This is a genomic window from Microbispora bryophytorum (assembly GCF_006874465.1).
GTDB lineage: Bacteria > Actinomycetota > Actinomycetes > Streptosporangiales > Streptosporangiaceae > Microbispora > Microbispora bryophytorum.
Genome location: NZ_VIRL01000018.1, coordinates 113,282 through 136,570, shown reverse-complemented (window position 1 = coordinate 136,570; position 23,289 = coordinate 113,282). Strand labels below are relative to the sequence as shown.

The window sequence follows — 23,289 nt, the reverse complement described above, 5'->3', positions numbered from 1 at the left end:
GGCCCTCAGGGGCCCTCAGGGGGCTGTGGACGGGGTGGCGGAACGCCGGTGGGGTTTGGTGGGGTTTGGCATCATCGGCGGCATGAAGCATCTCCTCCCCGCACCGAGGCACGCCGCGACGGGCTCGGGGTCGGCCGAGATCTCGCCCGGGTCCGCCGTGTCGGGCCCGGCCCCGCTCGCCGACGCCGTACGGCTCGCGCTTCCCGTGCTCGACCTCGGTCCTGGTGACGCCGCCGTGGCGGCCGTGCGGGTGGAGGAGGATCCCCGGCTCGGGCCGGAGGCGTACGCGATGACGATCGCGGGCGACGGCGTGAACATCACGGCCGGGGACCGGGCGGGCGCCTTCTACGCCGGGCAGACGCTGCGGCAGCTCCTGCCGGCCGAGGCGTTCCGGTCGGCCCTCGCGCCCGGGACGTCCTGGACGCTCCCCTGCGGGCGGGTGGAGGACGCGCCCGGGTTCTCCTGGCGCGGCGCGCACGTCGACGTGGCCCGCAACTTCCTGCCGAAGCGGGAGGTGCTGCGGATGATCGACCTGATGGCGCTGCACAAGCTGAACCGGCTGCATCTCCACCTGGCCGACGACCAGGGCTGGCGGGTGGAGAGCAGGGCGTTCCCGCTGCTGCACGAGGTGGGCTCGCACCGCCCGCGGACGATCACCAGTCGCAAGGGGGAGGAACTCGCCTTCGACGGCGTCCCCCACGGCGGCTACTACACGCTCGCCGACCTGACGGAGATCGCGGCGTACGCCCGGGCCCGGGCGGTCACCGTCGTGCCGGAGATCGACGTGCCGGGGCACGCCTGCGCCGTGCTGGCCGCCTATCCCGCGCTGGCGTCCCGGCCGCAGGAGCGCTACAAGGTGCTGGACCGGTGGGGCATCTCGCCGGCGATCCTGTCCCCGCTCCCGGCGACCGTCGACTTCCTGACCACCGTGTTCGGCGAGATCGCCGACGCCCTGGGCGACGTGCCCTACTTCCACATCGGCGGCGACGAGTGCGTGCTCGACGACTGGGCGGCGTCGGCCGAGATCTCGGCGTACCAGGCCTCGCTGGGCCTGGAGAGCACGGGTGACCTGCACGCGTGGTTCCTGCGGCGGCTCGCCGACGCGCTGGCCGAACGCGGCAGCCGCACGGTGGTGTGGGACGAGGCGTTCGTCAGCGGCAGGCTGAGGCCGGACACGATCGTGATGCCCTGGCGCGGCGAGCACGTCGCCCGGCGGGCCGCGGCGGCGGGACACGACGTGGTCGCGACGCCGGTCTTCCCGATGTACTTCGACTACGCCGAGGCGGCCTCGCCCGAGGAACCGGCCGGCCTCGGAGACGCGATCACCGTGGCCGACGTGGCGGCCTTCGCGCCCGCGCCGTCCGAGTGGCCGGAGCAGGAGCGTGCCCGGGTGACCGGCGTCCAGTTCCAGCTGTGGAGCGAGCGCATCCCGGACGGCCGTACGCTCGACTACCGCGCCTGGCCCCGGGGCTGCGCGGCGGCCGAGATCGCGTGGACCGGCGGGCCGGCCGGCCCCGAGGACTTCTTCCGCCGCCTCGACGCCCACCTCGCCCGGCTGGACGCGTTCGGCGTGGACTACCGCCCGCTGTCCGGGCCGCGGCCCTGGCAGCGGGGCGGCACCGGGTGGCGCCGCCACCGCCCGGGCGCCGTCGCCGTGCACGACGTGATGCGCCACCTGCACGAGCTCAGCCTTTCGGCCGACTCCACCCGGCCCAGCCTCTGACCCCGCACCGCTAACCCCGCACCGCTAACCCCGCACCGCCCCGGCGACGCGCCGCACGCGGGAACGCTCGTACAGCGCGTCGGTGCTGTCGACGTACTGGTCCACCGCGCCGGTCAGGGGCAGCCGCCGCACCTCCGGATCGGCGATGGTCTCCAGCAGCGCCTCGGTGAAGCGCTCGGCGTGCAGCACCCGGAAGGGGCGGCTGTGGTACGGCCGGGTGCGCGGATCGACGGGCGCGGTGAGGCCGAGGTCGTTGTGCAGGGCCGCGAGAGCCTCGTAGGCGGTGGCGAGGTGGCGCTCGCGCTCCCGCCAGCCGGTGGCCGACACGGCCGCCCTGAGCACGGGCGCCAGAGCCGGGCCGCACGGCAGGGCGGCGAAGGCGCTGCCCAGCCACTTGCCGTACGGCGGGTAGCGGCGGTGCATGAGCAGGGCGAGCCGGATGAGGTCCCGCACCAGACGGGCGCAGGTGACGGCCGAGCCCAGTTCGTCACCGGCTTCGCCGGCGCGGCCCACGAACGCCTCCTCCTGGCATATCCGCCGCCATTGGCAGGCCACGACGTAGCGCCAGACGTCGCCGGGATACCAGGCGAGGCGCCGCCGGACCGGCAGGAGCACGCCCAGGCCGTCGTGGAAGACCTCCCCCGCCGTGATCTCCGCGAGCGTCTGGGTGGGCGTCGCCAGCCAGTCGGACAGGCCGACGCCCGCGGTCGGGTCGAAGCCGAGGTGCCCGGTGAGCCATGCGGTCGGCTCAGCCACCACCACCTCGTGCCGGACCGGCCCGTCCGCCGGCTCCATGTGCCGGGTGCCGTTCCCCCCGGCCGGGCCGAAGTTCGTGGGATAGCCGAGGAACCACGGCGGCAGGCTCCCCGCGAGCATCGCGTCCACGGCCTCGCCGTCGGCGGCGACGTCCTCGGGGCTCAGGAACAGCTGCAGCCGTGGGCCCCAGTCGTGGTCGGTGGACCGCTCGGTGTCGTACCCGAGCACCTCCGAGCCCGGGCCGAGAAGGGCCGCCGTGTGCGTGAGACCGCCGAAGCGCCGCGCCAGCAGCGGCGCCACCGCCTCCAGGTAGAACCGCCGCGACAGCTCAAGCCCGCGCACGTGCCCGTCTCCCATGGCCGACATCCTCCGCGGGCTCCGTCGCCCGGGGCAACGGCTTTTCCCCGCGTCGCCGCTTTTCCCTGGGCGGGGTGTCAGGCTCCGTCGAGGACCTCGGCGACGATGGCGGCCGCGAGCTTCTCCGGGTCGAGGCCCTGGTAGGTGTCGATCACTTCGCGGATCCTCGCGGTCAGGCGCAGGTCTGCCTGTTCCGCGTCGCCGATGTGGCGCCCGGCCACCGCGACCGCGGCGGCGAACTCGTAGGCCTCGGCGGGCCCGAGACCCTGCGGATCGACCTCGACGAGGACGCGTGCGCCGTTCTTCGGCGAGACGCGGACCTTCCACCGTCCGGACGGGCCGGAGACCGACAGCGTGTCCTTCCGCAGGGCCGGTGGGAACAGGACGACGGCCATCCGGCCCGCCGCGGCGAGGACCCGCTCGGCGAGCCTGCGCACGTCCTTCTTCGCGACGACGATCCTCCCGGAGCGGTTGATGATGCTCACGGAATCACCGCTGTCGGCCACGGCGATCCGCTCGCCGTCGGCCTGGTCGTAGATGGCGCTCATGAGGGGTCGCTCGCTTAGCTTTGTCGGGGCGGGCTGCGAGACTCCGCCCATGCATGATCTCGTACTTTCGGAGCGCATGATCGTGATTCGCCTGTCCGCAGGCGACGGCGGCGGCGGGCGGGCCGCGTGAGCAGGTCCGAGCGGTTCAGCCTGCGGCCGAGCCCGGAGGAGTGGCGGCGAGACCGGATCGCCCGCGGTGAGCTGCGCGACCAGCGGTTCGAACTGCCGCCCGACCTCCGCGAGGAGCTGTTCGAGGCGCTCAGGGGCACATCCAGCAGTACATTCCCTGGTTGAGCCGTACGGCCGCGCGGGCCAGGTCCCGCAGGGCCGTGACGCGAATCATGACAAGGGCCCGGCCGACGTTCAGACGAGGGTGTAGCCGGCCTCCTCGACGGCCTTGCGCACGGCGTCGTCCGCGACGTCGCCGGAGACGTCGAGGCGGCCGCTGTCGAGGTCTACCTCGACGCCGGTGACGCCGGCGATCTCGCCGACCTCCTCCTTGACCGAGCTCACGCAGTGGCCGCAGGTCATGCCCTGCACGGTGTAGGTCTTGACGCTCATGGCGCTCTCCATTCTCGGGAGAAGGGGATTCATGCGGTGCGGCCGACGATCTCGCGGACCGAGCCGTAGCCGTGCCGCCGCAGCCGGCGGGCGAGCTGGCGGTTGATCCGGGACGGCCAGAAGGGGCCTTCGTAGATCAGGCCGGTGTATCCCTGCACGAGGGTGGCGCCGGCCAGCAGCCGCTCCCAGACGTCGTCGACGTCCTCCACGCCGCCGACGGAGACGAGCGTGAGCCGGTCGCCGGCCTTCTGACGCAGCCGGCGCAGCACCTCCAGCGAGCGGGCCTTCAGCGGCTGTCCGGACAGGCCTCCCGCCTCGGTGCTCGCGACGCCCTCGCGGCTGATCGTGGTGTTGGTCGCGATGACGCCCGCCAGCCCGAGCTCGGCGGCGAGCTCGGCCACGGCGTCCACGTCCTCGTCCGCCAGGTCCGGCGCGATCTTCACGAGCAGCGGGGTGCGCCCGGCCGCCTCCTTCACCGCCGACAGCAGCGGACGCAGGCGGTCCACCGCCTGCAGATCGCGCAGGCCCGGAGTGTTGGGCGAGCTCACGTTGACCACGAGGTAGTCGGCGAGCGGCGCGAGCCTGCGGGCGCTGTCCACGTAGTCGCGCACGGCCTCGGACTCGGGCACGACCTTGGTCTTGCCGATGTTGACGCCGACCACGGCCGGGATGTGGCGCACCCTGCGCAGCCGCTTGGCGGCGGCCGCCGCCCCGGCGTTGTTGAAGCCCATCCGGTTGATGATCGCCCGGCTCTCGAGCAGGCGGAACAGCCGCGGCCGGGGGTTGCCGGGCTGGGCGTGCGCGGTGATCGTGCCGACCTCGACGTACCCGAATCCGAGCGCCGCCAGCGGCTCGGCGCATCCGGCGTCCTTGTCGAACCCGGCGGCGAGCCCGAACGGCGAGGCGAAGTGGACGCCGAACGCCTGGACGCGCAGCGACTCCGCCCGCGGCGCGAGCAGCCGATGCAGCAGCCGCACGAGGAACGGGAACATCCCGAGCAGGCGGAGCAGCCTGATCGTGAGGTGGTGGACGGCCTCCGCGTCGAGGCGGCTCAGGACCTGCGTGAACACGAGTCGATACATCACGGCAAAGACTATCGCCCGGTCACGGCCCACCTCGGTCCACCTCTCGTCCCGCCGGGCGTACGTCCGGTCAGTTGGGCCGGGGGCGGGCCTCGGCCGTGGGCTGGGGCAGCGGCACGCGCGACGCCGTACGGATGGACAGCGCGGAGTCGAAGCCCAGCAGCCGCAGCAGCCGCAGCACCTGCGGGGCGGGGCGGACGAAGGTCACGCCGCCGCCCCACTCCCGCACGCGCGCGTCGGCCCACAGGAGGCTCCGCGCGCCCGCGCAGTCGAGGAAGCCGACCCCGGCGAGGCCGACCTCGACGTTTCCGGGCCGGTAGGTCCCCAGCACCTGTCGCAGGCAGGCATGGAACTCCGGCACCCCCGACACGTCGAGGTCGCCGTTCACTGCCATCCGGATGCCGGCCTCAGACGACGTGGTCTGGATTCGCAACATTCCTCTGGCCCTGCTCGCCCAGTAGTTCCGCCGCGAGCTCGGACACCTTCCGTCTACTGTCCCTGGCCTGCTTGCGCAGCCCGGTGAACGCCTGCGAGGCCGTCAGATCGTGCTTGCCCATGAGATAACCGATGGCCCGCTCGATCACGACCCGGTAGTCCAGGGCGTACTGGAGCTGGTCGGCGAGCACCGCCTTCTCGTCCGCCTCCATCGACGCCACGAGGACCTGCTCGATCACGTGGGCGTACGCGTGGAGGGCCTGGGCGTCGCTCTCCTGCCACTCGTGCGGCGCGTCCTGGTAGACGTTGAGAGTGCCCACGGGCACGCCGCCGAGCCGGATCGGCACTCCCGCCACCCCGCGCACCTCGGGGTGCAGCAGCTCACGCAGGGCCGGCCACCGCCGGTCGGCCCGCACGTCGGCCGTCGTCACCGCGGTGTCGCCCGCGTACGCCGCCACACAGGGGCCCTGGCCCGTCACCGCCTGAGCGCGCTCGAGGCTGCGGCCACGCTCGTCGGTAGCGAAGAGGTAGCGAAGTGTGCGGTCCTCCTCGGCGAACATCAGACCGGCGCCGGAGTATCCGAAAAGCCGGTCGACCACTTGGACGATGCGCTCAAGGTGGTGCACGATCCCGGTCGCCGCCCTGTCCTTCTGCAGACGTCGCAGGCTGGCGACAAGAGCCTCAGGATCGATATGGGTCATTCCGTATCCTCTCGTGAACCTCACCTCGCACCGCCGTGGCCTGGGGGAGAGGTGCCGATTCGGCCATCACAACTGCCCGGAGGGGGCCCGATCAGTCCTGATCTCTGCCAGGACCTGGAGAACGATGACCATCAGCTCGCCGAGGCGTGCTCCGGCCTCCGCCTCCGTTCGGTCCCAGACGCGCCCGTCACGGGCGTAGAAGTCGAGGACGCCGATGAGCTCGCGATCCTCGATGAGCGGTACGGAGAGGACGGCCCGGACCGGCGGGGCGTGGACGGCCACGTTCGGGAACCCCACGGGCCTCGCGGCGTGCAGATCGGGAATCGCGACGAGGCCGCCGCTGGCGGCGCTCTCGATGGCGGGCCCGTCGCCCACGGACTCCTGGGCGGACTCCAGCAGTACGCCGTCGTCGTCGGTCGCCCCGATCGCGCGGAGGCGGTCCTGGCCGTCGAGCAGCATCAACGCGGCGCCGTCGACCCCGGCGAGGTCGGCCATGCCGGTGAGGATGTTCTCGAGAACAGACGGCGCGTCCGATGCCATCGCGAGCCCACTTTCAATGATGAAGCGGCCGCGGACACAGGGCGGAGTGCCCCTAAGCCTAGTGGGCTCCGAGCAGTGGTAGCCAGGTGATCCCCAGGGTTGCCGGAAGGGTTGGCCGGCAGAGCCGGAGAGGACATGAGAAATCCGCCCTCCTGCGGGGAAGGCGGATCGGAAACGGAACGCCGGACGAGCGCGAGCAGTTGTCGGCTCTGCTCGCCCGGCTGCCGCGCAGCATGGCCGTGCTCCGGACTAGCGCTTGGCCTTCTTGCCCTCGGGAGTGACGGCGTACCACTCGGCGCCGAAGTCCTTCAGGTCCTGGCCGAGCACGTCGCCCGCCTTCTGGTCCTTGATGTAGTAGTAGAGCGGGTGCTTGTTGTAGGTCACCTGCGTGGTGCCGTCCTCCCGGTGGAGCGTCCCGAGCAGGTTCGGGCGCACGCCCGTACCCGCCTGGGGTGCGCCGACGGTCAGCACGGGCGGCCACGCGGCGGCGCACGCCTGGGTGCAGGCGGACGCGCCGCCCTTGTCCTTGGTGAACAGATACACCGTGCGGCCCTCCACGCCGACCAGCACGCTGCCGAGCGAGGTGGGCGCCGCGTCGATGCGCGCGGGCCCCGTGGGGGACGCCTGGACGGGAGATGTCGGCGACGCGGATCCGGTGGCGGACGGCGTCGTCCCCGAGGGGTACTCGGAGGGCTCGGGCGTCTGCGACTCGTTGAGCTGGTCGTTGGCGACGCGGCTGGCGTCGTCGCCGGCACCGCCGCATCCGGCGGCCAGCAGGCTGATCGCGACCGCGCCGGCATACAGCAGTTTCCTCATGTTCGGCCTCCTGGGAAGTGAGCGAGTCGGCTCCCAGGAGACACGCGGCGACGGCGGCCCCGCCGCCCGGACGGGAAGATCCAGGACAGGCCTTTGCGGTTTCGTGGGTTGCGCCTCATGGATCTCTCGCCGCCCTCGGGGTGAATCAGCGATCGATGCGGATGAACCGCTGAATTCGGGGAAATCGGGGTAAGCCGTACGGGCACGGCGGTGCGCCCCGACACGTGAAGCGATCGCAGGGAGGTGCCGAGGTCACCGGCGCGTGCGATGCGATGCTGATGCTGCGACGCCCGCACGACGCGGCCGTCCGGCCCCGCGGGGCGGCCTCCCTGGCGGACCGCCCCTACCGCCCGATCTCGCGTGACAGACCGTGACAGACCGTGACAGACAAGGAGCGTCCGGATGGCCGAGCGCACGCAACCGCCCACCGCGGAACCGTCCCAGCTGAGGCGTGGCCTCGGCCGTACCGGAGTGTGGCTGTCCTCTCTGGCGGCGACCCCGGCGGCAGAGGCCAGGAAGGCCGCGGCGGAGATCGAGGCGCTCGGATACCCGGCGCTGTGGATCGGTGAGATCCCGACCGGACGCGAGGCGTTCACGCACGCCGCGCTGCTGCTGTCGGCCACCAGGCGGCTGCACGTGGCCACGGGCATCGCCAACGCCTACGGCCGCGACCCCGTCGCCGCCGCCAACGGCGCCGCGACCCTCGCCGAGGCGTGGGACCAGCGGTTCGTGCTCGGCCTCGGCGTCAGCCACAAGCCCCTGGTCGTCCCTCGCGGCCACGACTACTCCGCACCGCTCGCCTACATGCGCGACTATCTCGACGCGATGGACCAGGCGTCGATCGAGCTGCCGCAGGCGCAGACGCCGCCCCGGATGCTCGCGGCGCTCCGGCGCCGGATGCTCGAACTCGCCGCGCGGCGCACCCAGGGCGCCCACACCTACTTCGTGCCGCCCGAGCACACCGCGAAGGCCCGCGAGATCCTCGGACCGGACCCGGTCCTCGCCCCCGAGCAGGCCGTGGTGGTCGAGACGGACGCGGACCGCGCACGCGAGATCGCCCGCGAGTACGCCGCCCTGTACCTCTCCCTGCCGAACTACACCAACAACCTGCGCGAGCTCGGCTTCTCCGACGACGACCTCGCGGGCGGCGGCAGCGACCGGCTCATCGACGCGATCGTGGTCTGGGGCGAGCCGGAGACGATCGCCGAGCGGGTACGCGCCCACCACGACGCCGGGGCCGACCACGTGTGCGTCCAGCCTCTGGCCGACTCCGTCGGCACGCAGATCGAGCACCTGCGGCTGCTGGCCCCCGCCCTTCTGCGGTGACGGCGTGACCGCGGCGGCTCCCGGGCGGGGGCGCGGAGAGCAGGGCGGGCAGGGCGGGCAGAGCGGGCAGGACCGACTGACCCCGCCGGACCCGACGGGCCTGGAGGCGTGGATACGTCAGGTGCTCGGCCTGGCGGGCGCACGGGCCTCCGCGTTCGCCCCGCCCCTGCCGACCACACCGCTCCTGCCGACCGCACCGCCCCTGCCGACCGCCCCATCCGCCGGCCCGGACCCCGACGGGCAGGCCGAGTAGCCGAGTAGCCGAGTAGCGCGGGCAGCCGATCAGGCCGCCTGACGCACCTGCTCGGCCAGCCGTTCGAGGCTGTCGTTCAGCGCCTGCTCCACCGCCTCGGCCGGGGGCGCGTGCCGCTCGTCGAAGAAGGACAGGTGGACCGTCACATCGCTGCTGTCGTCGTCGATGCCGGCGACCTGCAGCCATCCGGCGTACCGGTCCACATCGCGCGTGCCCCACTCCATCCGCAGCTGGTCCTGCTCGGCCCGCAGCAGCGCGCGTTCGTCCTGTCCCGTCTCGTCCTCGTGGACGGTGACCGCGGGCGGCTCCTCCGCGTGTACGTGCAGCTCACGGGGCATCCATAGGTCGAGTTTGCCGACGTCGCACGCCTGGCGGAACACCTGGTCGGCCGGCGCGGGCATCCTGCGGGACCGTTCGAACTCGGTCATGATCCGTCACTCCTCCCTCTGACGACGTAGGCAGCCCCTACCCGCCGCGGTCCGGTCCATCCTCCGCACCCCCTCCCCGGAGACGGATGCGCGCGACGGCGTAGGGTCCGTCCATGACCGATCATTACGATGTCGTGGTCCTCGGCGCCGGGCCCGGCGGCTACACCGCCGCGGTCCGTTCGGCCCAGCTCGGGCTCAGCACAGCGGTCGTCGAGGAGCGTTACTGGGGCGGTGTCTGCCTCAACGTCGGCTGCATTCCCTCCAAGGCGCTGCTGCGCAACGCCGAACTCGCCCACATCCTGACGAACGAGACCAAGACGTTCGGCATCCAGGCGGACGGCCCCATCACGCTCGACTACGGCGCGGCCTTCCGCCGCAGCCGCCAGGTGGCGGACGGGCGCGTCAAGGGCGTCCACTACCTGATGAAGAAGAACGGCATCGCGGAGTACGACGGCCGCGGCACCTTCACCGGCCCGGACTCCCTGGAGGTGCGCGGCGCCGACGGCTCGGTGCGCACGGTGACGTTCGACCACTGCATCATCGCCGCCGGGGCGACGACCCGCCTGCTGCCGGGGACGTCCCTGTCCGAGCGCGTGGTGACGTACGAGGAGCAGATCCTCAGCGAGGCGCTGCCGGACAGCGTGATCATCGCCGGTGCCGGGGCGATCGGCGTCGAGTTCGCGTACGTCCTGCACAACTACGGCGTGAAGGTCACGATCGTCGAGTTCCTCGACCGGATGGTCCCGCTGGAGGACCAGGAGGTCTCGGCGGAGCTGGCGCGGCGCTACCGGCGGCTGGGCATCGAGGTGCTGACCTCCACCCGGGTCGAGTCGATCGACGACAGCGGCGACAAGGTGCGGGTCACGGTCTCCAGGAACGGCGAGACCTCCGTGCTGGAGGCCGGCAAGGTGCTGCAGGCCATCGGCTTCCAGCCGCGTGTCGAGGGATACGGCCTGGAGCGCACCGGCGTACGGCTGACCGAGCGCGGCGCGATCGCCGTGGACGGCCGCTGCCGCACGAACGTGCCGCACATCTTCGCCATCGGGGACGTCACCGCGAAGCTCATGCTGGCGCACGCCGCCGAGTCGATGGGCATCATCGCCGCCGAGACGATCGCGGACGCGGAGACGATGGAGCTCGACTACGTGATGATCCCCCGGGCCACCTACTGCCAGCCGCAGATCGCGAGCTTCGGCTACACCGAGGCCCAGGCGCGTGAGCAGGGCTTCGACGTGAAGGTGGTCAAGTTCCCCTTCACGGCCAACGGCAAGGCGCACGGCCTGGGCGACCCGAACGGGTTCGTCAAGGTCCTCAGCGACGCGAAGCACGGCGAGATCCTCGGCGCCCACCTCATCGGGCCCGAGGTGACCGAGTTGCTGCCCGAGCTGACCCTGGCCCAGCAGTGGGACCTCACCGTGCACGAGGTGGCGCGCAACGTCCACGCCCACCCGACCCTGGGCGAGGCGGTGAAGGAGGCGATCCACGGCCTGGCCGGACACATGATCAACATGTGATCAGGTCAGGGGGTCGTAAGGTCCGGTCAGCCGCCGGTGGGCGGCCCGTCAGCGCCGGGGGTGACGCTCCTCCCATGGCCGCGCACCAGCGCGGCCTCGGATCACAGGAGCGCGACATGACGACCCGATCGGTTCTGATCTCCGGCGCGAGCATCGCCGGCCCCGCCCTCGCCTACTGGCTGCGCCGGCACGGCTTCGCCCCCACCGTGGTCGAGCGGGCCCCCGCCCTGCGCGAGGGCGGCCAGGCGGTCGACTTCCGGGGGGCGGTGCACATGAGCGTGCTGCGGCAGATGGGCGTCCTGGACGAGATCCGCCGCCTGCGCACCGACCCCGGCCCGTGGCGGGTGGTCGACGCGCGCGGCGACCAGGTCGTCGGGCTGCCCGTGGAGTTCGCCGGCGGCGAGGTGGAGATCCTGCGCGGCGACCTCGCCCGGGTGCTGTACGACCGGACCAGGGACGACGTGGAGTACGTCTTCGGCGACTCCATCGCGTCCATGACCGAGACCCCGGATGGCGTGGAGGTGACCTTCGAGCGCGGAGCGCCCCGGACGTTCGACCTCGTGGTCGGCGCGGACGGCCTGCACTCGAACGTGCGGCGGCTGGCCTTCGGCCCCGAGTCGCGGTTCGTGCGGCCGTCCGGCCACCACGTCGCGATCTACAGCGCCCCCGACCACCTGGGGCTCGGCCGCGACACGGTGCTCTACAACGAGCCCGGCCGCGGGGTGGGGGTCTCGGGCGCCAGGGACGGGGCGACCGCCGGGGTGATGTGCGTCTTCCACGCCCCAGGGCTGGAGTTCGACCACCGCGACGTGGCGCGGCAGAAGAGGATCGTCATGGATGCGTACGCGGGGGCGGGCTGGGAGGTCCCCCGGCTGATCGAGGCCGTCCCGGACGCGTCCGACTTCTACTTCGACTCGATCAGCATCGTCCGCATGGACCACTACACGACCGGGCGGATCGCGCTGCTCGGCGACGCCGGCTATGGCGCCACCTGCGGCGGCATGGGGGCCGGCATGGCCGTCGTGGCCGCGTACGTGCTGGCGGGCGAGCTCGCCGCCGCCCGGGGCGACCACCGCGTCGCGTTCGCCGAGTACGAGCGACTGATCAAAGGGTTCGCCAAGGCGTGCCAGCGGGTCGCGGGCAACGCGGGCTCCTTCCTCGCCCCGGTGACGCGGGGCGCGATCCGGCGGCGCGATCTGACTTACCGGGTGCTCACGGCCGGGCCGCTGATGCGCGTGCTCGACAAGCTGAGCACCAAGGCGGCCACCTCGATAACACTCAGGGACTATGCGGCCTGAAATGCGGAAATGCCGATTACCGAACAGGTATTCGCCTTCCGCCGCCATTCACACGGGAAACACTTCTCACGGCGCCGATGAATGGTCGGCTACGCTGGGAATCAGGCCGTGCGCGAAACGCCGTGGCCGCGTACGGGCGAAATGCGAGGGCGGCCCGATGGCGAGGGACGACGCGGAAAACACCGGCTCCCCGGTCGGCGCGAACACTTTGCTGACCCTCATGCGCGAACTGGTCTTCCCGCCGTGCGCGATCGAACGGTCCTCGGTGGTGCCGCAGGACGTCACCCGGCGCGAGAACGACGCGGAGCACTCCTTCGCCCTGGGCCTGGTCGCGGTATGCCTCGCCCCGCTGATCGACCCGGCCCTGGACCCGGGCAGGATCGCCAGGTACGCGCTGGTCCACGACCTGCCGGAGGTCCACGCGGGGGACGTCTCGGTCTACGCCGACCCGGCGGAACGGGAGAAGAAGGCCGTACGTGAGGAGGAGGCACGGGAGATCATCACCCGTGACTTCGGCGGGACGTTCCCCTGGCTGGTGGAGGACCTGTACGGCTACAAGGCGCAGCACGACGCGGAGAGCAGGTTCGTCTACGCCCTGGACAAGCTGCTCCCCCACGTCAACGTGCTGCTGGCCGGCCATCACCCGCTGCGGCCGACCTGGGCGGCGTACAAGCACACCGAGATCACGGCCAGGCGGAAGATACGCCTGAGCTGCCCGGCACTGCTGCCGTTGTTCGACGAGCTGTGCCGGGAGTTCGCGCGGCGCCCGCACCTGTTCTCCGGTGGGGTGTCACCTGGCGTGGGAGATGACGATGTTCGCGACGGCGAGCAGGGTCGCCCCGCAGACGGCGCACAGCACCCTCACGGGCAGGTCGGCTCCCGGCCCGAGCACGGCGGGCAGGGCGACGAGGACGGCTCCGGCCGCGCCGGCCGACACCCGCGTGAACAGGCGCGACCGCGAGCGGCGCACGACCACGGGAAACCCGGCGCTCGTCGTCAGTGAGTCGCCTCCCGGCAGCGGGTCCGCCCGGGTGTCGGCCGCCAGCGTGATCCCGACCCGCGCGAGCGCGTCGAAGCCCAGCATCTCGGGCCGCAGCCAGAACTCCACGGTGTCATATCGCGACGCCACGTCGTAGGAGTCGTCGGACGCGATCTTGAGGAAGGTGCCGTCGGTCGTGCAGACGAGCCGCTTCGCGGTGGGCGTGTAACCGTCGGAGTAGAAGCTGACCCGCATCCTCACCGAGTCGCCGTCGCTCAGGTGCAGCCGGCCCTCGTCGTCGAGCCCGCCCGTCCTGTCCCCGCCCAGCAGCGGTTCCTCGGTGCGGACGAAGTAGGAGGACCTGTAGGTGGGATGCCGGGCGAGCCGGCGGGCCACCCCGAGCCACGCGACGGGGTCGTCACCCGGCCGCTCGTGCAGGTGGAGGTCGGGGAAGCGGGTGGTGGCCGGATACCACCGCCCGCCGTTGGCCTCCGCGAGCCTGTCCACGAACCAGCCGCCCCTGGCCCTGATGTCCGCCTCGGCCAGCGGGAAGTCCTCCAGGTTCGCGTAGTCGTCCACCCTGAGCCGGAACACGGCCATGTCGGCCACGCAGGCGGTCGCCACCACCGTGGCGAAGCGCACGGGCACGACGAACGGCTCGGTCTCGGGCGACTCCCGGTCCGCGAGGAAGGCCACGAGGCACCGCCTGCCGACGGCGGAGCCGTTCGCGATCGCCTGTTGCAGGGCGCCCGCCACGTAGTCGGTCTCGTACCGGAACTGGATGATCGCCCCTCTGGGCAGGGCCAGCGCCCTCAGGACGTCCTCCGCGTACCGCCGCCTGCTGTCGGACGACAGCAGCAGCACCGAGGGCCGGACCCCGGTCATACCCGTGCTCATGCCCGTGCTCATGCCCGCGCTCATGCCCGTGCTCATGGCTGCCTCCGGGGCTCTTCCAGGTCGCGCAGGCGGTCGTCGAGCGCGAGGAAGCGCGGCCACACCCGGTCCTTCGGCAGTTCGTCGAGGCGCAGGCTGGCCGCGGTCTCGTATCGCAGCCCCCGGTCCGCCAGCGCCCGGTGCTCGCCCAGGATGATCGGCTCGCGGACGGCGTCCGACTGGTCGCCGGTCAGGTCGATGACGAACCGCCGCGGATCGTCGGCCGGGCCGATCTCGACCCAGCAGTGGTGGCTCACGTCCTCGGCGTCGTCGCGGCCGACCCGCAGCCGCCCGTAGCAGTAGACGGGTTCGAGCAGCAGGTCGGCGCGGAGCCTGCGGGCGAGCCAGACGGAGGTGACCCCGCACTGGCCCCGGGGGTCGCCCGCGGCGACCGGCGGCTCCTGATAGCGCGGATGGACCGTGCGGTCCGACCAACAGGACTCCAGCAGGCGGCGGTAGCCGAGCAGGCGCTCGGTCCACTGCGGCGAGGTGAAGTCGGCCGGGACGGGCCTCACGTGGCCGCCGCCCGAGTGGGTGCGGCGCGGCACCCTGATCAGGCTCTCGATCCCGGCGACGCTCCGCTTCGCGGCCGAGGTGGCCCCGAGGACCATGAGCACGTTGTCCGGCGTGTCCAGGAGTTGCGGCACCGACGCCCCGGCTATCCGGCGGGTCTGGAAAAGGCCTTTGTCGTCGTAGCGGTACGCCACGGGTGACAGGGCGATCGGCCGGAATCCCGACGCGAGAAACGAGGTGCCGCCGAAACCGAGCATGGGATTGTATGCCGTGATGACATAATCCCCGGCGTTTACCGCCCTGATCTCCCGGACCGCACGGGCGATCGTCAGGCTCATGAGATTCGCCGGAATTCCCGCCAGCCCGTGCATTCTTGTCAGGACCATTATCCGGTCCGGATTCACATCCAGCCCGTGCCCGGTGAGCGCGTCCATGACGTACTGACGGTCGCATCGGGAGAAGGCGGCGTACGTGATCGGCATCGTCGCGCCCGGCAGGAAGAGCCCGAACTGGAGGACGGTGTCGGCCCTCTCACTGTGCAGGTAGTGCAGCCTCGACTGGACCAGATGGCCGATGCTCGGCCTGACCTCGGCGAAGCGCAGGCGGGTGCGGTAGCCGTCGCCGAACGACAGGCTCAGATCCCGGTGCGCCTTGTTCACGTTGAGGAGGACGGAGGCGTGGGCTTGGTGGGCGGCGTCCTCCGCGGACTGGCGCACCTGGGCCGCCCGGACGACGGCCTGCAGCCGTATCTCCTCGTACACCTTGTCCGGAGACCAGCCGGCGACGGCCGGCCTGCTCAACCGGGGCAGGTGCAGTCTTACCTGGATCTCCAGGGTCCGGAGGCCGACTCCGACCGTCTCGGCGTCCGCGCGCATGCGCGTCCCCATCGCGCCGACGAAGGTCTCGACATCCGGATCACGAAGCCCGTCCACTCGCGCGCCCTCGCTTCGCGCTTTCTCCCTTAGCGGCGTACGCGTGGTCTTGGGCACTTCTTCTCCCGCAATCGCGAGAATCTTGTCAGTGACGCCGTCAAGGATAGAACTCGGACCGCACGCTGTCAGGGCGCTCGCCGAGTTGGTATCGGCTTCTGTCTGTTTGCGCAATTGCAGACGCCTTTCATTCGACCCTCGGCGGTCGGGCCACCCCTCTCCCACCGTGTTCCGCCTGAACGGCACGGTCGGCTGACGCTGTGACCGGCGATTCTTGGAGCGGTCATGGAACCGCCTTGCACCCGGCCGTGCGGGCCGGATGAAAGACTCCTGAGCAAGCGCCTGCCGCGTCAGGCGCGAACCCCGCGGCTCATCGCCAGAAAAAGCCGCCCGGTGTGGTAACGGCGAATCCGCTGGAAGCCCGCCCTCCTCGCCGCGAAGGCCGAGGAGGGCGGAGCCCACATCGAGGGAGCGCGTCAGGAGTGGCCGCCCTCCGGGGGCCCGTATCCCCCGCCGCCGGGCGTCTCGATCTCCAGCACGTCGCCCGGCTCGACCTCGACCGAGTCGCATCCCGCCAGGTGGACGACGCTTCCGTCCGCGCGCCGCACCCGGTTGACGCCCAGCGCGCCGGGGGCGCCGCCGGCCATGCCGTACGGCGGCACCCGGCGGTGGCCGGACAGCACGCTGACCGTCATCGGCGCACGGAACCGGATGCGGCGCACGGCCCCGTCCCCGCCGCGCCATCGTCCGGCTCCTCCGCTGCCGCGCCGGACGGCGAACTCCTCAAGCAGCACGGGGAACCGCCATTCCAGCACCTCGGGGTCGGTCAGCCGGGAGTTCGTCATGTGGGTCTGCACCGCCGCCGCCCCGTCGAAGCCGTCTCCCGCGCCGGACCCCGAGGCGACGGTCTCGTAGTACTGCCGCCGTTCGTCGCCGAAGCTGACGTTGTTCATCGTCCCCGACCCCTCGGCCTGCACGCCCAGCGCGGCGTAGATCGCGCCGGTGATCGCCTGCGAGGTCTCGACGTTGCCGGCCACCACGGCCGCGGGGTACGCCGGGGCCAGCATCGACCCCTCCGGCACGACGATGCGCAGGGGCCGCAGGCAGCCGTCGTTAAGCGGGATCTCGTCGGCCACCAGCGTGCGGAAGACGTACAGCACGGCGGCGGTGACCACGGCGGACGGCGCGTTGAGGTTGGTGCCGAGCTGGGGCGAGGTGCCGGTGAAGTCGATCGTCGCGGTGCGGCGGGCGCGGTCCGCCGAGACGCCCACCGAGATCACGGCGCCGGAGTCCATCTCGTAGCGGTAGCGGCCCTCGCCGAGTGTGTCGATCACCGCGCGGACCGCGCTCTCGGCGTTGTCCTGCACGTGCCGCATGTAGGCCCGCACGACGTCGAGGCCGAAGTGACCGATCATCGCGCCGGCCTCCTCGACGCCCTTGACGTTCGCGGCGATCTGCGCGCGCAGGTCGGCCAGGTTGGTCGCGGGGTCCCTGGACGGGTACGGCCCCTCGGTGAGCAGCCGCAGCGTCTCCTTCTCGCGCAGGCCGTCACGGTCCGCCAGCAGCCGGCAGTCGAACAGCACGCCCTCCTCCCGTACGCTCCGGCTCCCCGCGGGCATCGAACCGGGCGTCAGCCCGCCGATCTCCGCGTGGTGCCCGCGCGAGGCCACGAAGAACAGGATCTCCCGGCCCGTGCCGTCGAAGACGGGCGTGACGACCGTGATGTCCGGCAGGTGGGTGCCGCCGTGGTAGGGGTCGTTGATCGCGTACACGTCGCCGGGCCGCATCCCGTCGCCCCGGCGGCGGATCACCTCCTTGACGCTCGCGCCCATCGACCCGAGGTGCACCGGGATGTGCGGCGCGTTGGCGACGAGATCGCCGCCGGAGTCGAACAGCGCGCAGGAGAAGTCGAGCCGCTCCCGGATGTTCACCGACTGCGCGGTGGCCTCCAGCCGGGCGCCCATCTGTTCGGCGACGGACATGAAGAGGTTGTTGAAGACCTCCAGCAGCACGGGATCGGCCTCGGTGATCACGCCGGCGGCCCGGGGACGTTCCCGCACCCGTTCCAGGAGCAGGTGCCCGTACGCGGTCACCCCGGCCCGCCAGCCGTCGTCGACGACGGTGGTCGCGTCGGCCTCGGCCACGATCGCCGGGCCGCCGAGCGTGTCGCCGGGACGCAGCCGTTCCCGCCGGTAGAGCGGCACCTCGCGCCACGCGCCGCCGGTGTACATCCGCACGGTGTTCATTTGCACGGTGTGCATCCGCACGCCGGTCGCCGTCCGCGCCTCGCCGGCGGATCCGGAGGCGAGGCCGGAGAGGTCGGGCTGCTCGGTCAGGCCCACCGCCTCGACGGAGACCGCCTCCGCGACCAGCGGCCGGTCCATGAGGAAGGAGTACGTCCGCAGGTGGGCGGCCTCGAACGCCGTCACCATCGCGTCCGTCGCGGCCAGGTCCACCTGCAGCGACGTGTCGGTGCCGTCGTAACGCAGCCGCACCCGCCGGGTCACCCGGATTCGCCTGTCTGCTACCCCCTCGTCCAGCAGGGCGCGGCGGGCCGCCGCCTCCAGGGAGTCGGCGAGGCCGGTCAGGCGCCGCGTCGTGGCGGGCTCCAGCCGGGCCTCGACCGACTGCTCCCGCAGCACGGTCGTGTCGGCCAGCCCGATGCCCAGCGCGGACAGCACGCCCGCCATCGGCGGCACCAGCACGGTGCGGACGCCGAGCGCGTCGGCCACCGCGCAGGCGTGCTGCCCTCCGGCCCCGCCGAACGTGGTGAGGGCGTATTCGGTGACGTCACGGCCCTTCCGCACGGAGATCTGCTTGATCGCGTTCGCGATGTTCTCGACCGCGACCCGCAGGTAGCCCTCGGCGACCTGCTCGGGACCGCGCTGGTCGCCGGTGCGCCCGCGGATGTCCGCGGCCGTCTCCGCGAACCGCCGCCGCACCTCGTCCGCGTCCAGCGGCAGGTCGCCGTCCGGGCCGAAGACCTCGGGAAAGTGGCCGGGCTGGATGCGGCCGAGCATCACGTTGGCGTCCGTGAGGCACAGCGGGCCGCCGTTGCGGTAACAGGCCGGGCCGGGGTCGGCGCCCGCGGAGTCCGGGCCGACCCGGTATCGCCCGCCGTCGAAACGCAGGACGGACCCGCCGCCCGCCGCCACCGTGTGGACGGCGATCATCGGCGCGGACAGCCGTACGCCGGCCACCTGGGTCTGGACCACCCGCTCGTACGCGCCCGCGTAGTGGGACACGTCGGTCGAGGTGCCGCCCATGTCGAAGCCGATCACCTTGTCGAGACCGGCCAGCCGGGACATGCGCGCCATGCCGACGATGCCGCCGGCCGGGCCGGACAGGACCGCGTCCTTGCCGCGGAAGCGCCCGGCCTCCGCCAGCCCGCCGTTCGACTGCATGAACATCAGCCGTACGCCGGGCAGTTGCCCGGCCACCGCCTCGACGTACCGGCGCAGGACGGGAGAGAGGTAGGCGTCGGCCACGGTGGTGTCCGCGCGCGGCACCAGCTTCATCAGCGGGCTGACCTCGCTGGAGCAGGACACCTGCGTGAAGCCCGTGCGCCTGGCCAGGCTCCCGATCGCCCGTTCGTGCGCCGGGTGCAGGTGGCTGTGCAGGCAGACCACCGCGACCGCCCGGACGCCGTCCTCGCGCAGCCGCCGCAGCCGCGGCGCGAGCCCTTCGAGGTCGGGCGGCCGGAGCACCGTGCCGTCGGCGGCGATCCGCTCGTCCACCTCGGCCACACGCTCGTACAGCATCTCCGGCAGCACGATCCGCCGGTCGAAGATGCGCGGGCGGTTCTGGTAGCCGATGCGCAGCGCGTCGCCGAACCCCTTGGTGATCACCAGCGCTGTGCGCTCGCCCCGGCGCTCCAGCAGTGCGTTGGTGGCGACCGTGGTGCCCATCCGCACCGACTCGATCCGCTCGACCGGGATCGGCTCGCCCGCGGGGACCTCCAGCAGGGCGCGGATGCCCGCCACCGCCGCGTCGGGGTAGCGGGCCGGGTTCTCCGACAGGAGCTTGCGCGTCACCAGCCGCCCGTCCGGGCGCCGGGCGACGACGTCGGTGAACGTCCCGCCGCGGTCCACCCAGAACTGCCACCGGTCACCAGGCATCGGACCCCCTCCGCGCGCCCGTATCTCCCTTGTATCAGGGCCGCACGCCCCGGCTTCAAATAGGGAGACGCAGCACCTGACGCCGGACATATCATCAGGTGTCGTTTTCCGGATCACTCCGGACCGGGCGTGACGCGAAGGTGGTTGCGGCTGTGCTGTCCGAGCGGAGTGCGAAGCGCGGTGGGATCGTCGGCGCCCTCGTCGTCAGCAACCTGCTCGGCGGCGTCGCGGTCGCCTCCGGCATCGCGGTGGGCGGGCTGCTCCTGGAGCGGTTCGGCGGCACGTCCCTCGCGGGGCTCGGACAGGCCGCGAGCGTGCTCGGCGCGGCGGTCGCCGCGGTGCCGCTGGCCGGCGTCGCGGCCCGGCACGGACGGCGCCGTTCACTCGCCCTCGGGTACGCGATCGCCGTGCTCGGCGGCGCGTTGATCGTCGGGGCCGCCGTCGTCGCACAGCTCGTCGTGCTGCTGGCCGGGCTGGCCTTGTTCGGCGTCGGGCAGGCGGTGAACCTGCAGTCACGGTACGCCGCCGCGGACGGCGCGGCTCCCGGCGCCCGGGCCAGGGCGATGTCCATCGTCATCTGGGCCACCACGATCGGGTCCGTGGCCGGGCCCAACCTCAGCGAGGTGGCCGACCGGTTCGGCCGGTGGCTCGGGCTGCCCGGCCTCACCGGTCCCTACGTGCTGTCGGTCGTGTCCTTCGCCCTGGCGGGTGTGGTGGTGGCGGTGTTCCTCCGGCCCGGCGCACGGTCGTCCGCGCCGGTCGCCAACCAGGCGGACACCGGCGAGGCGGACAAGACCACCAGGACGGTGGGAGCGGTGGCGGCGCTGCGCTGGGCGGCGGCCGACCCGGCGGCGCGGTTCGCGGTCGTGCTCGTCGCGGTGGCGCACGCGATGATGGTCATGGTCATGGTGATGACGCCGCTGCACATGCAGCACCACGGCATGTCACTGCAGCTGGTGGGCGTGGTGATCAGCGTGCACGTGCTCGGCATGTACGCCCTCAGCCCGGTCTTCGGCTGGCTGACCGACCGGCTCGGCGCGGTCCGCATGGCGTGTGCCGGGATGCTGATGCTCGCGACGGCCGTCGCGCTCGGGTTCGTGGCCGCCTCCGCCGCGGAGGGCAGCGCCCTCACCGCGCTCGCGCTGACCGTCCTCGGCCTGGGCTGGTCGGCGTCGGTGATCTCCGCGTCCGCGCTGCTCGCGGGCACCGCCGCCGACCATGTCCGGGTGCCGCTGCAGGGCGCCACCGATGCCGGCATGAACTACGCGGGCGCCGCCGCGGCCGCGCTGGCCGGGCCGATCCTCGCCGCCGGCGGCTTCCACGCGGTCAACGTCGCGGCGGCGGTCATCCTGGTGCCCGCCGTCGCGGCGGCGACCGCCGCCGTGCGCCGGAATCCGGGGATCCCGGCGCACGCGGGTGACTACTCGGCCGGGTAGTCCGTGACGAACTGCGGCGCGCCGACCTTGGTCGTGTCGGCCGCGTCGCCGACGCCGTTGACGACGTGGTCGATCGTCCCGGCGTCGAGGTTGACCGTCATGATGTGGTGCAGCCGCACGCCCGGGGCCTGCGGCACCTCGAAGCCGTTCTCGGTGTGGATCTGCGGGTTGTTCCGGTTGAAGACGTAGACGCCCGCGCCGTAGAGGTTGTGCCTCTTCACGCGGTCGCCGACCTTGTAGCCGGCGTAGCCCTCCACGGATCCGTTCATCCAGTCGGCCTGCGTCGGCGGGTCGTACGGCAGCTCGTTCTGGTAGAGGATCGTCGTGCCGTCCTCGCCGTTCCAGACCGTGTTGTAGCGCTGGAAGTGCTCGACGAACAGGCCGGTCGCCGTCACGTGGTCGCCGTTGACGATGACGCCGTAGCGACCGACGTTGGTGTTCCAGCGCTGCGTGTCGGTGAAGCCCTCGACGCCGTGGTCGGCGCGCCACACCCAGGTGTGGTCGATGAGCACGTTGTCGCTGTTGACCTCGAGAGCGGTCTCGGTCTTGCCGACGTGCGGGCCGCCGACCCGGAAGTACACGTCGGACAGGGTCGTCGGGTTGTCCGCCGGGGTCCGGTGACCGTGCTCGCCGTGCTCCTTGCCCACCCGCAGCAGGACGGGGGACGTCTGGAGACCCGCGTCCACGCTGACCCCCGCGACGACCACGCCGGGGACGTCGGCGACGTCGAGCGGGATCGCGCCGCCTACGGCGGTGAGCGTGGCGTGCCCGAGACCGAGCACCACCGTGTCCGGCCGCTTGACCTCGATGCTCCGCGCGATGTCGTACACGCCGGGCGTGAGCAGCAGATTCCTGCCCCGCGCGAGCTGGCTGTTGATGGCCTGCACCGAGTCGGACGGCTTCGCGACGTAGAAGTCCGACAGCGGCACCGTGCGGCCCGGCGTCATGCCGTCCGCCCAGGAGACGCCGCGCGTGTTCTTCCTCGCGGCGGGCACGCGGACGTTGAGCCTGCCCTGCGCGTCGGCGTACAGGTAGGGCTTCTCCCGGCTGACGGGGGTGTTCTCCACCGTGGTGTAGGGCGGGTTCGGGAACCCGGACTCGTCCGGCGCGCCGACGACGCCCGAGAAGACCTGGTTCCACACGGCGTTGGACCACCCGGCGACCTCGGTGTTGCGGGTCAGCCACTGCTGCTGCGAACCGTTGGTGACGGACGGCAGGCGGGAGTCGGCGATGAAGCCCCCGCTCGCGTACTGCGGGCCGGCGGTGCAGTAGTCCATCAGCGACAGGGTGCCGCCGGTGACGTTGAGGCGGCGCATGGAGACCGCCTGGGAGACGGCCCAGAAGTTCGCCGTCTGGCGGCAGCCGTCCTGGCCCGCGGCGTCGATGTCGATCGACAGGTTCGACAGCGTGCGCCAGAAGTTGACGAGCGCCAGGCAGTTGCCGGTGCCGTCGTTCTCCAGGCAGCGGTTGTAGACCTCGACCTTGCCGTTGATGACGACGTCGGTGGGCGAGGCGCCGAGACCGGCGATCTCGGTGTAGTAGCCGACCTTGATCTGCAGCGGGTGCTCGGCGGTGCCGTACGTGCCGGGCTTGAAGAGGTAGGAGTGCCGCTCGGCGCCCATCTCGTTGTCGACCTGCGCCGTGTGCGCCGCGTCGAGGGTGGCCTGGATCTGGTCGACCGGCATGCCGGGGTCGAAGACGGTGACGCCGGGCCCGAGGTCGGGGTTTCCGGGATTTCCGGGGTTCCCGGGATTTCCGGGGTTCCCATGGGCGGGGGGCGGTGCGGCCGTGGCGGCTGTCGTTCCCGCCGTCATGACGGCGGTCGTCAGCACGAGACCGAACGTGAACGCCCGGCCGATCAACCGGCGGCCGGAGCGCCGCCTCGGGGGACTCCCAGAGCCAGGAGCCTGGATCGTCATACGGTTCGTCCTTTCCGCTGCGTACCCGGCCGAGAGAGCGCTCTCACGCGGTGGCTTGTTTGTACCGCGCGAACCCGCGCCGGCGCTATCCCTTGATTTTTCGGGATTCTGGGATAAGGCTTCC

Annotated in this window: 20 protein-coding genes; 8 read left to right on the top strand and 12 right to left on the bottom strand. The window is 72.1% G+C overall.

Annotation, left to right across the window (positions count from 1 at the left end; translation table 11 throughout):
* The first annotated feature begins 82 nt into the window (after nt 1-82).
* The gene (locus tag FLX07_RS27670; RefSeq protein ID WP_142574606.1) at nt 83-1,723 is read left to right on the top strand and encodes a beta-N-acetylhexosaminidase; all 1,641 of its coding nucleotides are present in this window, start codon (nt 83-85) and stop codon (nt 1,721-1,723) included.
* A 24-nt stretch (nt 1,724-1,747) separates the two neighbouring features.
* On the opposite strand, the gene FLX07_RS27665 is transcribed toward FLX07_RS27670, so the two are convergent.
* Together FLX07_RS27665 and FLX07_RS27660 are read right to left on the bottom strand one after the other, a co-directional pair.
* Nucleotides 1,748-2,836 (bottom strand): DUF4037 domain-containing protein, encoded by a 1,089-nt coding sequence (locus FLX07_RS27665; protein ID WP_142574605.1) that lies wholly within the window; start codon nt 2,834-2,836, stop codon nt 1,748-1,750.
* 77 nt (nt 2,837-2,913) lie between these two features.
* The gene (locus FLX07_RS27660) at nt 2,914-3,384 is read right to left on the bottom strand and encodes a hypothetical protein (protein WP_142574604.1); all 471 of its coding nucleotides are present in this window, start codon (nt 3,382-3,384) and stop codon (nt 2,914-2,916) included.
* Between the two features lie 126 nt (nt 3,385-3,510).
* On the opposite strand from FLX07_RS27660, the gene FLX07_RS36695 reads away from it, so the two are divergent.
* On the top strand, nt 3,511-3,678 hold the full coding sequence (locus FLX07_RS36695) for a hypothetical protein (protein WP_167748412.1): 168 nt from the start codon (nt 3,511-3,513) through the stop codon (nt 3,676-3,678).
* Between the two features lie 69 nt (nt 3,679-3,747).
* Here FLX07_RS36695 and FLX07_RS27655 read toward each other — a convergent pair whose 3' ends face one another.
* From FLX07_RS27655 to FLX07_RS27630, 6 genes are all read right to left on the bottom strand, one after another.
* Entirely contained in the window at nt 3,748-3,945 is a 198-nt protein-coding gene (locus FLX07_RS27655; RefSeq protein ID WP_142574603.1) for a heavy-metal-associated domain-containing protein, read from the bottom strand.
* 29 nt (nt 3,946-3,974) lie between these two features.
* On the bottom strand, nt 3,975-5,027 hold the full coding sequence (locus FLX07_RS27650; RefSeq protein ID WP_142574602.1) for a quinone-dependent dihydroorotate dehydrogenase: 1,053 nt from the start codon (nt 5,025-5,027) through the stop codon (nt 3,975-3,977).
* A 70-nt stretch (nt 5,028-5,097) separates the two neighbouring features.
* Nucleotides 5,098-5,421: an STAS domain-containing protein gene (locus tag FLX07_RS27645; protein ID WP_167748411.1), complete on the bottom strand. Its 324-nt coding sequence runs from the start codon at nt 5,419-5,421 to the stop codon at nt 5,098-5,100.
* A 13-nt stretch (nt 5,422-5,434) separates the two neighbouring features.
* Nucleotides 5,435-6,163 carry a GAF and ANTAR domain-containing protein gene (locus tag FLX07_RS27640; RefSeq protein ID WP_142574600.1) on the bottom strand — a complete coding sequence of 243 codons (729 nt, stop codon included), beginning with the start codon at nt 6,161-6,163 and terminating at the stop codon, nt 5,435-5,437.
* Nucleotides 6,164-6,229: 66 nt separating this feature from the next.
* Complete coding sequence (locus FLX07_RS27635) at nt 6,230-6,703, bottom strand: GAF domain-containing protein (protein ID WP_142574599.1); 474 nt, start codon at nt 6,701-6,703, stop codon at nt 6,230-6,232.
* A gap of 249 nt (nt 6,704-6,952) precedes the next feature.
* Complete coding sequence (locus FLX07_RS27630; RefSeq protein ID WP_142574598.1) at nt 6,953-7,519, bottom strand: COG4315 family predicted lipoprotein; 567 nt, start codon at nt 7,517-7,519, stop codon at nt 6,953-6,955.
* A gap of 402 nt (nt 7,520-7,921) precedes the next feature.
* Between FLX07_RS27630 and FLX07_RS27625 the strand changes: the two genes are divergently transcribed.
* Together FLX07_RS27625 and FLX07_RS27620 are read left to right on the top strand one after the other, a co-directional pair.
* Entirely contained in the window at nt 7,922-8,845 is a 924-nt protein-coding gene (locus FLX07_RS27625; protein ID WP_142574597.1) for a TIGR03620 family F420-dependent LLM class oxidoreductase, read from the top strand.
* Nucleotides 8,846-8,849: 4 nt separating this feature from the next.
* Entirely contained in the window at nt 8,850-9,098 is a 249-nt protein-coding gene (locus tag FLX07_RS27620) for a hypothetical protein (protein ID WP_142574596.1), read from the top strand.
* 29 nt (nt 9,099-9,127) lie between these two features.
* Here the strand turns inward: FLX07_RS27620 and FLX07_RS27615 are convergent, their stop codons facing one another.
* Complete coding sequence (locus tag FLX07_RS27615; protein WP_142574595.1) at nt 9,128-9,526, bottom strand: SRPBCC family protein; 399 nt, start codon at nt 9,524-9,526, stop codon at nt 9,128-9,130.
* A gap of 113 nt (nt 9,527-9,639) precedes the next feature.
* On the opposite strand from FLX07_RS27615, the gene lpdA reads away from it, so the two are divergent.
* The 3 genes from lpdA to FLX07_RS27600 all read left to right on the top strand — a co-directional run bounded on the left by lpdA (nt 9,640) and on the right by FLX07_RS27600 (nt 13,341).
* The gene (gene lpdA, locus FLX07_RS27610; RefSeq protein WP_142574594.1) at nt 9,640-11,040 is read left to right on the top strand and encodes a dihydrolipoyl dehydrogenase; all 1,401 of its coding nucleotides are present in this window, start codon (nt 9,640-9,642) and stop codon (nt 11,038-11,040) included.
* Between the two features lie 116 nt (nt 11,041-11,156).
* On the top strand, nt 11,157-12,338 hold the full coding sequence (locus tag FLX07_RS27605; protein ID WP_142574593.1) for an FAD-dependent monooxygenase: 1,182 nt from the start codon (nt 11,157-11,159) through the stop codon (nt 12,336-12,338).
* Between the two features lie 157 nt (nt 12,339-12,495).
* Nucleotides 12,496-13,341 (top strand): HD domain-containing protein, encoded by an 846-nt coding sequence (locus FLX07_RS27600; RefSeq protein WP_167748410.1) that lies wholly within the window; start codon nt 12,496-12,498, stop codon nt 13,339-13,341.
* Between the two features lie 905 nt (nt 13,342-14,246).
* Here FLX07_RS27600 and FLX07_RS27595 read toward each other — a convergent pair.
* Together FLX07_RS27595 and FLX07_RS27590 are read right to left on the bottom strand one after the other, a co-directional pair.
* Nucleotides 14,247-15,695, bottom strand: coding sequence for a hypothetical protein (locus FLX07_RS27595; RefSeq protein ID WP_142574591.1), 1,449 nt, complete (start codon nt 15,693-15,695; stop codon nt 14,247-14,249).
* Between the two features lie 473 nt (nt 15,696-16,168).
* Nucleotides 16,169-19,810 (bottom strand): hydantoinase B/oxoprolinase family protein, encoded by a 3,642-nt coding sequence (locus tag FLX07_RS27590; protein WP_142574590.1) that lies wholly within the window; start codon nt 19,808-19,810, stop codon nt 16,169-16,171.
* Nucleotides 19,811-19,962: 152 nt separating this feature from the next.
* Between FLX07_RS27590 and FLX07_RS27585 the strand changes: the two genes are divergently transcribed.
* Nucleotides 19,963-21,246, top strand: coding sequence for an MFS transporter (locus FLX07_RS27585; RefSeq protein WP_142574589.1), 1,284 nt, complete (start codon nt 19,963-19,965; stop codon nt 21,244-21,246).
* Here FLX07_RS27585 and FLX07_RS27580 read toward each other — a convergent pair.
* Complete coding sequence (locus tag FLX07_RS27580) at nt 21,231-23,165, bottom strand: glycoside hydrolase family 55 protein (RefSeq protein WP_223853999.1); 1,935 nt, start codon at nt 23,163-23,165, stop codon at nt 21,231-21,233. The genes FLX07_RS27585 and FLX07_RS27580 overlap by 16 nt on opposite strands.
* Nucleotides 23,166-23,289: the final 124 nt, after the last annotated feature.